This window comes from Haladaptatus sp. T7 (assembly GCF_026008575.1).
GTDB classification, from domain to species: Archaea; Halobacteriota; Halobacteria; order Halobacteriales; family Haladaptataceae; genus Haladaptatus; species Haladaptatus paucihalophilus.
Map to the genome: position 1 here is coordinate 15,995 of NZ_BROP01000009.1, position 12,440 is coordinate 28,434.

The window sequence follows — 12,440 nt, forward strand, 5'->3', positions numbered from 1 at the left end:
GACCGAAACGGGGGTTAGTCGTATCGCTGTAGTATCTCGCGACCCTGATTCAACTCGTAGTCAGCACGTTCCTGCTCTTCTCGCACATCTTGGGCGTCGATACCGCCGTCTGCGTTCAGCGCATTGCTGACTGACCCGTAGTTCACGGTGTCCTCCCTTGCCGACGTGCCGGTGCGAAACGTCGAATTATCCGATTGTTCCCAACTGGAACCGTCGGTCTGGTAGTCTTGGTACTTCTCGTGAACGCTGTGGCCGACGCGCTCACCGGCTTTGTCGACGTATTTCCCTGCTTTCCGCTGATTCGATGCAGACGTCCCGAGGGCAATCGAGGCGGCGTCATTCGCGTGGGCGAGCATTTCCTTCGGGAGAACAAGCAACGCAAACACGAGCCCGCCAACGACGAGAGTGAACGTCTCTAGTACACCAAGTGCTCCGGATGTCCAAGGCAAGTCAGCAAGCAACCGAAGGACGAGTGCCTGAAAGAGCTTCGTGACGATCACGACGCCAAAGAGATAGACGAAGGTATCTCCAATGCTCTTCAGAAAGCCCGAATACGCACGACAGGCCCAAGAAAGCGGCCACAGGAACACACATACGTAGATGAGCGCGCGCTCGAGGCCAAGGATGAGAACCCCGACGGCAATCGTCCCCGATTGGAGAATGCCAAGAAGGGCACCAAGACCAATCCCAACACCGAGTTTCGCGAGCTTCGAGTTCGTCTGAATGAACTCAGCACCGTTGGGAGCAACCGATATCGCGGTTTCATTTGCGAGATGGAGCAAAAGCGGCGGTATAATCCAGGTCGTCGCAACCATGACCAGTGCGATGCCGACGCGCTTCCATGCTTGGCGCTTTTCGTAGGGGTCCGACCGATAGAAGGACATCCCGAAGGCTGCCATCAACGCAACGCTCGCGAGACCGGCTGTCCACGCCGAGGCTTTGTAGACGCCGGGCCACAGGCCGTTGCGAGGATTGACCCACGTACTCGGTTTGTCCGGCTGGCCGGGGGCAGGTACTGCAGCGACGCTGTCGCGAACCGTATTCGCGATGCCCTTCCCGACACCGAGGAAAATCCCGGCAATGGCTTTGAGTTGCCCCTTCGCCATGTCGACTGGATTGATTGACGGGACGAGTCCACCGCCAAGTCCACCAAGGAGACCGTCGCTATTGCCACCGCTTTTGCCGTTCGTCGAATTATTCGATGGTGCTGTCGTCTGGCCGCTGCCGGGGTTACCGATCCAGTGATTCTGGGACGTCGTGGTGTTGTTTGCACTGGCTGATTGTGCCGTGACCGGAGCTGCTAGTGAGGTAAGACTCACGACGAGAAGGAGCGCCAGCAGCCAGCTACTGCGTCTGTTCTGTATCATAGTCGGAAGAGGGGTGCCTGAAAGCACTCACATTATGTTCGCAAAATTCACACACGAGAGCGTGCTCACACCCGCCTTGTCAAGGACGACGGCGAACAGCGGAAAGAACCACGCACCACAGAACGTGATCACTGCTCCACGGGCCGCGTCACGACCCTCTTTCTTCTTGTCCGACCGGGCGCTCCCCATTTTCAACCAGGCCATTGCACCACGGAATGCGGCAAGCAGAAACATCCCAATCGTGATCATCCCGAAGGCGAGCGTCACGACGGGGCCAAGCCCAGACGAGCACATCACGTCGCTCGCTTCTTGGGTCGCTTGGGCCGCCACTGGCACTGAAAACGCCGCGGTTGTGGCGACGATCCCGACACTAGCACGAATGGATCGAGTAGGGGCTGCCCCCCACTTTGCAGCGACCACACGCTTCAGTGCCAGATATTTCTCGGTCCAATCATCCGTCAGTCGGTGAAACCGCTCAGAGATGTGTCTCTGGGCCGATTTCGGCGTTTGTTCATCCATTGTACTCACTTTCACATCTAGAGGGCTAGATAAATACCTTACGCACACACTGAGATGCCGTCTACTACCGGATACAGTCAGTGTGTCCGTAATCTATTTATGTCACACCCTAGGGCTGTACTACATGCTCCCACGCAATTCCAATCGAACGGTCTCTCTCACTGATGTCGACAAAGAGATTCTCGAAATACTCCGAGGTGGGCGGGCAACCCAATCGTACATCGTCGACGAGACCGGCCGCTCGCGCCAATACGTCCATAACCGACTTGGGATACTCACTGCTGCCGGGTATCTCAAGAACATCCATACGAAAACAGCATTGTACGAATTAGTCGGAGATCCGCTTGCTAACGAGGAAAATGGAGGATGAGATGATGCGAATCCCACCGTTGTCGATCGAAGCGCCGAACGAAACCGCACGAGACACACTTCGCCGACATTTCGCGATACTCATCGGCCTTGGGAAAATCGTCCTCGTCGGCAGCATCATCCAGATTGTTGTCCTCGGAACGACGGGTGTGATCGCACTCTACGTTCTCGGGTTAGAGGGTGCGAACGCCGGCTGGCTGGTGATTCTCTCGTGGTTCATCGCCGCGTACTTCATCAAACTCTACGGGCGGAGTATCTTCCCAGTGAATGCCGACCAATTCACTCGAATCTAAAAATTAGCTCTCTCAGGCTATTTGCTCGCCATCGAGAAACACGTTGTTGAGTGTTGCTCCACCGTTCCGAATGACTTGGGCCTTTGTCGCATCCCACCCTGGTGTGTTGATCACGAAGTCCTTCACCATCGCTTGATCAACGCCGCCGTCCACGACGAGCGCTGTCATCGGCGTCTCCTTGATCGTCACCTCCACATTTTTCACTACAGCTTTCTCGACAGCGTGCTGTATCGTGAGTGACCATCCCGTCGGCTTTGTCTGGACGATTTTCGTATTTGAGACGGTGCACGTCCCGTCATCAAGGCGGATTGGGCGCTGCTCGGAGTAGAACTCATCACCAAACGAGTGATCAGTCACGACCACGCAATTGTGAATCCGTGAGCCGTCACCACCAATGCGGATATTCGATGCTTGGCTGTTCGCTGCCACACAGTTCACCACGTCGACCGTCCCATTGCCTTCTCCGGGATGGCCGCCCTTGACGTAGATACCGTTGTCTGGCCAGCCACCGAACAACGAATTCTCGACACGGAGATACCCCTGTGTTTTCGGATGCATCGTGATCCCTGAGGTTGCCCACGAACGGCCGGCGTACGGGCCACCATCGTACGTATCCCGGGTGTTGATTGTCTTCTGGTAGGTGAGGCCACCAAACCGAAAATCGACGTTGTTCACGCGGGCTCGAGCCTGCTCTGTGGTGGGATTCACCCGAAGCGGACCTTGGCACCCGAGCGAATGCATTCCGACTTGGCGAAGGGAACGAATTTCAGATGTTCCCGCCGTATGGTGGTTCAGCACTTGCATCCCCTGGTTCTTGCCACGCCAATCGAGCGTGAACCCGCCAAAGACGAATTTACCTTGATGCGGATCGTCAGGAATCCCGATCTTGAAGTGCTGAGCGGGACCGTGAAATTCGCCCTCCGAGACGTCGAAGCCGTTGATCGCGTCGACGCGGCCGTGAACAAGCGTCGCGTTCTGGCCGATGATTCCGAGGTTTCGAAGCCCGACGCGGCGAACCTGGCTATTCATCTTGTAGCGCCCCGGCGGGAAGTAGAGGAGCGTATCACTCCTGATTTCCCGCTGGATCACCGATGAGACGTCTTGTTCACCGGTCGGATCCGCACCGGCCTTCGCCATATTCACGACATTCTGGAACCCTCCACGCCACTGCTTAGGATCAATCGCTCGAAAGTTACCGCTCGTCGCGTTCGTGCTGTTGTTGGTGGGTCCTGCTGGTGGAGCACCTCCACTGCTCGCGCCCGTTGGCAAGAGACACCCAGCGAGCGCCGTCACTCCAGCACTTGCGCCAGCAGCGAGAAACGCGCGTCTGCGTGTTGGTACATCACTGGAGTCTTGCGTACTGCTCTCACGAAAGTGCATAGTGGTTCACCTCGTGAGGGGGCAGCACCGGGCGTTTATACGAACCAGTGATTCGTTGTCTTGCTCTAAATCGTCTTGAGCGTAGTTCATATCTAGAAAACAATACTAGATATGACTAGATAGTATTTATGGACAATATAGAAAACCGATACAAAAGTTAAAAAAGGAACGCAGCTCACTCAAAACGGTAGCTGTAAAGCCCATATGGAAAACTGGTCGGGTGTGGGATTAGTATTTTATACTAACCTAGATGCGACCGATTGCAGGCTCATACTCTCGATCTTCTCAATTGTCTCATTGATCGTCGGGAGGACGATTATGACTCGTGGTTTGCATCCGTTGCGCCACGAACGGTTTCCTCGACTGCCTCGATACCAGCGTCGTGGAGCACATCACCGACAACGACCGTGTCAGCCACTTTCGCCATCTCATAAGCTGAGTCGTAGTCGTGAATGCCGCCCCCATAGAAGAGCTGCGCTGATGAGAGTGCATCTCGTACGGCAGCCACAACTGCTGGATCACCAAGCATGCCAGAATATTCGAGGTAGACGATTTCTTGGCCTAAGACCTGTTCGGCGAGTTCAGCATAGGCAACGACGTCATCGGTATCGAGGTTACAGTCCGCCTGCGTATACGTCGCAACTGACGACGCTGGATTGAGGACAATATAGGCTTCTGGGTGGATGTAGTCCCACTCAAGATCCGAAGAGCGAACCCATTCGTGGTGCGCTCCTGTAATCCACATCACGTTATCGGCATTCAGAACGATCGGGAGTAAGTAGCCAGAAAGTGACTCGGTATGAGACTGCGTTGGGCGATAGGTCGGTTCGACGAAGATGGGAATCTCGGTAGAAGAAAGTGTATCGAGAATCGGTTGTATGCGGGCTTCTGTGACGTTCGTGGTGCCACCGAGAATGATTGCATCCGTACCTATGTCCGCAATGTCTACGTAGGAATCCCCATCATGGAGTGGTTTGTCTGGGTCAACCTTCGTAACGTGCTCCCACTGTGCCCACGCAGCCGCCATAGCTTACGGTAGCTCCGTCACATGCAAACCATTTGCCTTCGATCCTCCCCGGTCACCATACGTTGATGCGCCTGTAGACCGTACATATTCTATGTGTGGGCGAACTGCGCTCTTCATCCAGCAACAAGACCTCGAGGACCGCTTCGACGCACGGGTCGTCACTGATGGTGGGTACACACCACGATACAATATCGCTCCCGGAGAGCCATTAGAAGTCATTACAAATGAAGCAACTGACGAGATCGACCAGTACCACTGGGGATTGATACCGTTCTGGGCAGATAAACCCGAAGAGGGAATCATCAACGCTCGCTCCGAAACGGCTGACGAGAAACGCGTCTTCCAGAATGCGTGGAAATCACGGCCGTGCTTGGTCCTTTCATCCGGATTTTACGAATGGCAGCAACAGAACGGTGGCCCGAAACAGCCGTATCGTGTGTATCGTGAGGACTCTCCAGCGTTCGCGATGGCTGGTCTCTGGGAAGTGTGGGAAGGTGATGGGCAGGCGATTCCCTGTGTGACGGTTCTGACGACCGAACCGAACGATGTGATGAAGCCAATCCACAATCGGATGCCCGTGGTTCTATCGAGTGAGGATGAAGACCGGTGGCTCTCTGCTGGACCGGACGAGCGGGAAGCGTTGTGCCAGCCGTATTCTCGTGATGATTTGGCTGCCTACGAGATTTCGACGCGAGTCAACAACCCCAGTCACGACGATCCGTCGGTCATCGAGCCAGAGGAACACGAACAATCGGGGCTTGGTGAGTTCTCCTCAGAGTGAATGGGGAAAAGCAGTAGTGAAAACGGCCAGATCGTGCTTCTCAAAGGGCGGTGATTCGAGCGATGCTACTGGCGGTTAGTGAATTCGGTGAAAGTGAACCGGGACCCACTCGTACTGAAGAGTAGTTAGTTGAGATTCGGTTTCTCCACTGCTCCATGTTGCACTAAGCAGACGTGGACATACTCGTCCTCAATGCGGTAAATTCTCCACCCGTAAGAACCCGCTCCGCCTGCCTACGCAACGTTGTACACTACAATCTAGCCGTCACTCTGGAAGTCGATGCGATGGCCATCATAGCGAAAGCCAACCCCTCACACCCTATCACGATTCTGGCTCGCGACGTCTGACTCAAAGAACGTGTCTTCGATGTCGGCGGCATCTGCGATCGCAAACATGGGTGTCGTGGAGTCGTCTGGCAAGCGGATGAACGCTGCGCCGTGATCTCGTCGGTCGTAGGGTCGTATCTTATCGCACCTGCTGACCGTTGTCGTCGATGTGGATACTCATGGGACCGTGTGTTTTCGCTGTTTTGTTAGTAGTGAACTCTACTGGTTTCGAGGCGTATTTAGTCATCAAGAGGTATTTTCGACGCATGGTTGAAACCCTAAATTCATCGGTTGCACTTGTGACAGGAAGCAGCCGCGGTATTGGTGCTGCTACGGCACGCGAACTCGCTTCACGTGGTGCGAAAGTCGTGATCAACTACCGAACAAGTGAGAAAGAAGCTGCTGAAGTCGTCGCTGATATCGAGGCTAGTGATGGTGATGCAATGGCAATACAAGCAGATGTGACCGATACTGATGCCGTCGAACAGATGATCGCTGAAATCGAAGCCGAGTGGGGCAGTGTGGATCTACTCATCAATAATGCCAATATGCCGTTTGCGACCAAACCAATAGTGGAACTCACATGGGACGAATTTAGCGACAAATTAGATGCGGAACTCAAAGCTGCCTTCACGTGCTCGAAGGCCGTTTTGCCGAAGATGGTTGCATCTGATGGTGGTCAGCTCATATATCTCTCCTCGGGGCTTTCCCAATCGCCACAAAGAGGCTTTGCCGCACATGGCACCGCAAAGGCCGGACTGAACGCATTTGCGAAATACGTTGCTGAAGAGTATGGTAAACACGGGGTTCGTGCAAATGTGGTCTCGCCGGGTCTCGTTGAAACTGACGCCACTGCTGACCGGCTAAATGAAGACGTTCGGACAGGGGTTTCGCGGGCGACACCACTTGGCCGGGTTGCTCAACCCGATGATATTGCAAAGACTGTCGCAGCGATCGCTGGTGAAGGCGCGCAATTCTTGACTGGTACCTATACGCCAGTTAATGGCGGCAACAGTATGGAATAACACTAGTACTCCATATTGGTTGAAGAGGTTCGTTAACGAGTAATATTCAATTTGAGTTCAAGGCTGGATTTTTAATAATTTGTGAAACAAGAACGAGTAAGTTTGGCAATTGGTTACAATTTATTTTCGCGCTCTCTTCTAGCACAGGAAGCCACCGAGGCCATCGCAATCGCAGGTTTCAGGTTCGGCATTGTTGTCATCCTTCGAAGAGAATGCGGTTCGTGGTTTTGTCGTCGGTTGCATTTTCGACGGTTAATGTGCTTACAGAAAGCGGTGCTGTAGGCGTGATGTGGGTACGTCCAGCCTAGTAGGGAAATCAGAATACAGTGGAAGGAACGACCAAGTACGAACCTACCGAACCCTACAAACAACCCGCTAACCCAGAAGGTTAACCTCTGCAAGAACATACTTATCTCCTATGACAATCACCACGGAATTCGTTATCCGTTCGCCCTCACTTCCGCTCGTCGATCTCGCCGAATCGATTCCCTCGAACCAAGTCGAGTGCGTTCATGGGCTTTGTCGCGAACGAACCGCTCGGGTATTTACCGTCTACTTCGATCCGAACGACGATATCTCCGAAGATGAGCTTTCAGCTCTCGACGAAGTCGTAGAAACGACGCCAATCGGACAAACGAGTGGCAAGGATGTCTATCAACTCACCATCGAACTGGAAAAAGTCGTTGCAGATGCATTCGCTCCCGAACGGTTCACTGCGAGCCAAGTCGAACCAACGGTCGTCACGCCTGACGGCTGGTATGAAAAGAAGCTGTTCCAGAACTATAATGCGTTCAATGGGATGCGAACCCGTTGTGAAGAGTATGGAATCGAAGTTGAATTGGTCTCCATCTCGCAGAACCCCCCCGAAGACGATGCGTCGTCACAGTACGGACTGACTCACCGGCAAGAAGAGGCACTCCAGTTGGCGATTAGTCGAGGGTACTATGAAAGCCCGCGTCAGGTCAGCACTGAAGAACTCGCTGAAGAGATGGACATCTCACAGCCCTCATTGTCGAGCCTTCTCCGCCGCGGTGAGCGCCAACTCCTCACCTCGGCGCTCGGTTCACAGCCGCAGATAGACTCCCTCTTGTGATAGCATCAAACTCATACACTTTTTCGTCGTTGTTATCGTTGATATTCGCAGGGTTGGGCTCGGTCACGAACAGTATTTAAAGAGGCTTTCTGCATAGCATAACTCCGAAGCCCATGACGGACCTTCCTTTAATCGATGTCAAGAGAATTCGGTTCGGAGCTAGATGGACAGGTCGCAATCGTCACCGGGGCATCATCCGGAATCGGGGGTGCGACCGCTGAGTCGCTCGCCTCACGAGGGGCGAGCGTCGTACTCGCTGCCCGGCGAGAAGACGAACTCACGGATCTCGCAGACCAAATCGAGAGCAATGACGGCCAAGCGCTCGTCGTTGCGACTGATATCACGAACGACGATGATATCGACAACTTAGTCGAGACCACACTTGAGGAGTACGGTGGTATCGATATCCTCGTCAACAATGCCGGTCTCATGCCGCTCGCACACATCGCAGAGGCAGACAGAGAAACGCTCCAGACGACAATCGATGTGAACCTCAGTGGGCTCATCAAACTCACGCACGCTGTCGTTCCGACGATGATGGAACAAGAGAGCGGACACATCGTCAACCTTTCCTCTGTCGTCGGTCGGTTCCTCCAGCCAAACAGTTCCCACTACAATGCGACCAAAGCGGGCGTGAAGATGTTCGGTGATTCGCTCCGACTCGACATCGCTGAGGCCGGAATCCACGTCGCCACCATAGAACCGGGTGCGGTCGATACTGAACTCCTCGACCATATTCCGGACGACGAGGTTCAGGCGGGGGTCAAAGAGCACGTCGGTTCGATGGACGCGCTCGCGCCCGAGGACATCGCTCGGACAATCACGTTCGTCGTCACGCAACCGGAGCGCGTCGACATCAACGAAGTTCTGATTCGACCGCTCGACCAAGTCCAGCCGTAGTCTCACGTTTCTCTCAATCTCCTTGGTCGGCTTCTTCCGCTGAGTCGAAGACCGACTGCCCAATACCCCGCTCATCACACAGACTGACTTAAACACGCTCTCTAGATAGGACCAATCCTATGCTCAACGACACCCTTCTATTGGGTAATGTCTTCAACTTCCGAACCCGCGGTCGACAAGCGGGTTTGGTTCATTACAGGCGCGAATCGCGTCATGGGTGTCGAACTCGCAATAGCCGCCTTAGACGCAGGACATGCAGTGGTGGCCACCGGTCGGGAGACTGTCACTGTGGCCGAGGCGACCGGCGAGCGGGATATTCTACTGGTCACGGAGCTAGAATTTACGAGTCTTCATGATGCCGAGTCGGCAACCCAGTTCACTATGGATCGATTCGGTCGAATAAACGTGTTAGTCAACAGAGGAACCTATGGCGCGTGAGCAAGCCATTGACTCTACGCGAAGCTGGGTTCTCGTCGCCCTTGGCGTCTGTATGCTCACTCTCATCTGGGGAACCATCTTCACCTTTACCGTCTACGTGGGACAACTCACCACCGCCTTCGGCCTCTCCGGGTTGCAGGCATCATCAGTTTTTTCGATTACTACTGCAGTATTCATGACCGCGGGTGGACTCTTCGGCGTGATCGCCGTACGATTCCCGCTTCGCCCCGTCGTCGCGGCGGCCGGCGTCGGTCTGGCGGTCGTCGCTGCCGTGTTTCAGGTCGTTAACTCGTACACCGGTATCGTAGTCGCATTCGCACTTCTCGGGATGGCGGGCGGCACCGCGTTCGTCATCGTTGTCTCGCTCGTCCCACAGTGGTTCGATGCCTATCAAGGACGTGCGATGGGTCTCACAATGACGGGCAACGGGCTCGGCGTCCTCCTCTTTCCGTTCGTGTGGCTCTGGCTGTTCGACCGCGTGACGCTCCGAACCGCGTTCACCGTCGTCGTCGGCGTGGCCGCGCTCGTCGTTCTTGCGTCGAGTTTCGTCTACCGACGACCGCCAAGCCAGGCGCAGTCCCCGACTACAGTCGGCCTCACGAGACTCCGGTTGCGACTCGCTAATGAGTCGTTTTCGGCTACTGTCGTCGGATACGGCGTTCTCTGGGGCTGGTATTACGTCCTCTCCTCCCAGCTCGTCGACATCCTCACTGGGAACGGTATCAGCGTCGATATCGCCTCGACCGCGTTCGGTATTGTCGGCGGCGTCAGCATCCTCGCCCGCGTCGGTAGTGGATTCATCGGAGATCGGGTCGGGTTGCGTACGGTCTTCGCGACCGCTGTCGCAATCGCTGCCGCGTGCGTCGTTGCACTGCCCGTGGTCCAGTCGCGCCTTTTTCTCTACGTCGTGCTCGTCGGTTTCGGTATCGGGAACGGCACGCTTGCCGCACTCTGGACGCCGATCGTCCTCTCGCGGTTCGGGACCGAGAACGCAACTGCGACCGTCGGTCTCCTTAATCTCGCCGTCGCCGGTGCGGCGTTCCTCTCGCCACTCTTTGTCAGCGCGCTCCGCGCTCTCACGGGCGGATACACCATCCCTCTAGTCGTGCTCGGTGTTGTCACCGCCGCCGGGGTCGCATTCTTCCATTGGGGGACCGCCCCTGAGAACGACCGTGGATTCCTAAATATGCTATTCAGCTAGCACCGATCGCACACTATCCGTGGTCCAAAGAGCGACTGCACACAAATCTTCTTGGTGGAGGTCCTTCAAGAGATCCAGTTGCAGGGAGCAATGCTGAGGACCCGGGAACGCGACTGCAACCGTCGGGTTGCTCAACATCTCGATGACTATCTCCACATTCCTCGGACCGCTCGCTGTGAGCGTCCTCGACCGTGTGACCCGCGCCACCTCGTTCCACTTGTCGCACTGAACGTCGTCACTATCCTCGGGGTAGGTCTTTTCTATCGGAGTACGACTTGGGTGAGTCAGTGATTCCAGAATCGCCTCCACAACAACCTCTATTTAAAGAGGCTTTCCAGATAGCACCAAATCAAAGTTGCAGGGCAGCCAAGTAGGGATGAGGATAATACATGGAAATCACAGACAGCCGTTCTCTACCGTCGACCGAAGGACCCGAAGACTACTTCACCGGAGACGTTCGGATCGATCCTCTATTCAACCCAGAGGACGAGGCTCGTGCGGCCGCCGCAAGCGTGACGTTCGAACCCAGCGCGCGCACCGCGTGGCACACTCACCCGCTGGGACAGCGACTCGTCATCACGAGCGGCTGTGGACTCGTCCAGCGCGAAGACGGCCAAATCGAGGAAGTCCGTGCAGGCGACGTCGTCTGGTTCCCGCCGGGCGAGAAGCACTGGCATGGCGCGCAACCGGAGAAGGCCATGACGCACATCGCCATCCAAGAGCAACTCGACGGAGAAGCTGTCTCGTGGTTGGAACATGTCACTGACGATGAATACGAAGGTGACGACTAGGTTGAGCAAACACTGGCCGTGAGAACTGAGAGAATCTCTCTTCACACGACCGGTTTCGCTGACCCACCAACGAGATGGATTACCAGAGTGACCAGTAGAGGGGCGAACCATGGGGACACGAATACACAGAGGAAAGAAACCCGGAGCTTCGAACATCGAGCAGTACCGTACTAATCGGGAGGACCGACGATGACTGTATGGCCAGACGACGAACTGAGCGAGATTGTTGAATCCGATGACCTACATATCGCGCCGTTCCGAGAGGACGGTGAGACGTACGGCACTCCGACGTGGATCTGGTCCGTCCGGGTCGGCGATTCCCTCTACGTGCGTGCCTACAACGGACAGAACTCCAGTTGGTATCAGGCCGCAATCCGAGAGAATGCGGGCCGAATCAAGGCCGCCGGCATGACGAAGGAGGTCACCTTCGAGTCGGTCGACGGAGCGATCAACGACCGCATCGACGAGGCTTACCGAGAGAAGTACGAGGGGAGTTCGTATCTGAGCGCGATGATCAGTGACCGCGCACGCTCGGCTACGATTGAGGTTATGCCCCGGAACCCCGGTATCTGAGTGCCAAGTGCGCTTCGCAATCTTGCCAAGGTCCTCCGTTTGTTGGCGGCTAGTTGAGTCACAAATGACACGAAACTCTCACGAGTTGTATTCGGGTCTTTGTTTCTTACAAAATGTCAGCAGATATCAGTCCGTTTCAGTGCCCGTTATCGACGGACTGCTCGTCGCTTGAACGATGAAACTACAAGCAACATCCGTTCTATCGCTCTATTCAATAGTATTTCCTGTCTCTTTGACTACCAATGAGCTTATACCTCTGTTTGCCATATGGTAAACTACATCCTAGCCGTGGGATGTACGGCCGCCAAACCGGTGGCCAAAGTACATCGTAATTGAGGGAGCCGTGGTAGGCATCAC

General features: G+C 55.2%; 13 protein-coding genes. 9 read left to right on the forward strand and 4 right to left on the reverse strand.

Annotated elements, in window-relative coordinates; genetic code table 11:
• Positions 1-14 precede the first annotated feature (14 nt).
• On the reverse strand, positions 15-1,367 hold the full coding sequence (locus OPC11_RS19965) for a hypothetical protein (protein WP_264783107.1): 1,353 nt from the start codon (positions 1,365-1,367) through the stop codon (positions 15-17).
• A gap of 27 nt (positions 1,368-1,394) precedes the next feature.
• Complete coding sequence (locus OPC11_RS19970; RefSeq protein ID WP_264783108.1) at positions 1,395-1,886, reverse strand: hypothetical protein; 492 nt, start codon at positions 1,884-1,886, stop codon at positions 1,395-1,397.
• Between the two features lie 371 nt (positions 1,887-2,257).
• Between OPC11_RS19970 and OPC11_RS19975 the strand changes: the two genes are divergently transcribed.
• A complete protein-coding gene (locus OPC11_RS19975) occupies positions 2,258-2,548 on the forward strand; it encodes a hypothetical protein (RefSeq protein ID WP_264783109.1) in 291 nt (96 codons plus the stop codon).
• A 12-nt stretch (positions 2,549-2,560) separates the two neighbouring features.
• Here the strand turns inward: OPC11_RS19975 and OPC11_RS19980 are convergent, their stop codons facing one another.
• Together OPC11_RS19980 and OPC11_RS19985 are read right to left on the reverse strand one after the other, a co-directional pair.
• Entirely contained in the window at positions 2,561-3,685 is a 1,125-nt protein-coding gene (locus OPC11_RS19980; RefSeq protein ID WP_264783110.1) for a hypothetical protein, read from the reverse strand.
• Between the two features lie 559 nt (positions 3,686-4,244).
• A complete protein-coding gene (locus OPC11_RS19985) occupies positions 4,245-4,955 on the reverse strand; it encodes a phosphoglycerol geranylgeranyltransferase (protein WP_264783111.1) in 711 nt (236 codons plus the stop codon).
• A 91-nt stretch (positions 4,956-5,046) separates the two neighbouring features.
• On the opposite strand from OPC11_RS19985, the gene OPC11_RS19990 reads away from it, so the two are divergent.
• The 8 genes from OPC11_RS19990 to OPC11_RS20025 all read left to right on the forward strand — a co-directional run bounded on the left by OPC11_RS19990 (position 5,047) and on the right by OPC11_RS20025 (position 12,083).
• Complete coding sequence (locus OPC11_RS19990; RefSeq protein ID WP_264783112.1) at positions 5,047-5,736, forward strand: SOS response-associated peptidase; 690 nt, start codon at positions 5,047-5,049, stop codon at positions 5,734-5,736.
• Positions 5,737-6,328: 592 nt separating this feature from the next.
• Entirely contained in the window at positions 6,329-7,087 is a 759-nt protein-coding gene (locus OPC11_RS19995; RefSeq protein ID WP_264783113.1) for an SDR family oxidoreductase, read from the forward strand.
• Positions 7,088-7,505: 418 nt separating this feature from the next.
• Positions 7,506-8,180, forward strand: coding sequence for a helix-turn-helix domain-containing protein (locus tag OPC11_RS20000; RefSeq protein ID WP_264783114.1), 675 nt, complete (start codon positions 7,506-7,508; stop codon positions 8,178-8,180).
• A 135-nt stretch (positions 8,181-8,315) separates the two neighbouring features.
• Entirely contained in the window at positions 8,316-9,080 is a 765-nt protein-coding gene (locus tag OPC11_RS20005; RefSeq protein WP_264783115.1) for an SDR family oxidoreductase, read from the forward strand.
• A gap of 147 nt (positions 9,081-9,227) precedes the next feature.
• Positions 9,228-9,518, forward strand: coding sequence for an SDR family NAD(P)-dependent oxidoreductase (locus OPC11_RS20010; RefSeq protein ID WP_264783116.1), 291 nt, complete (start codon positions 9,228-9,230; stop codon positions 9,516-9,518).
• 52 nt (positions 9,519-9,570) lie between these two features.
• Entirely contained in the window at positions 9,571-10,719 is a 1,149-nt protein-coding gene (locus tag OPC11_RS20015; protein WP_342765962.1) for an MFS transporter, read from the forward strand.
• A 389-nt stretch (positions 10,720-11,108) separates the two neighbouring features.
• The gene (locus OPC11_RS20020; protein WP_264783118.1) at positions 11,109-11,510 is read left to right on the forward strand and encodes a cupin domain-containing protein; all 402 of its coding nucleotides are present in this window, start codon (positions 11,109-11,111) and stop codon (positions 11,508-11,510) included.
• 189 nt (positions 11,511-11,699) lie between these two features.
• Positions 11,700-12,083 carry a DUF2255 family protein gene (locus tag OPC11_RS20025; RefSeq protein WP_264783119.1) on the forward strand — a complete coding sequence of 128 codons (384 nt, stop codon included), beginning with the start codon at positions 11,700-11,702 and terminating at the stop codon, positions 12,081-12,083.
• Positions 12,084-12,440 lie beyond the last annotated feature (357 nt).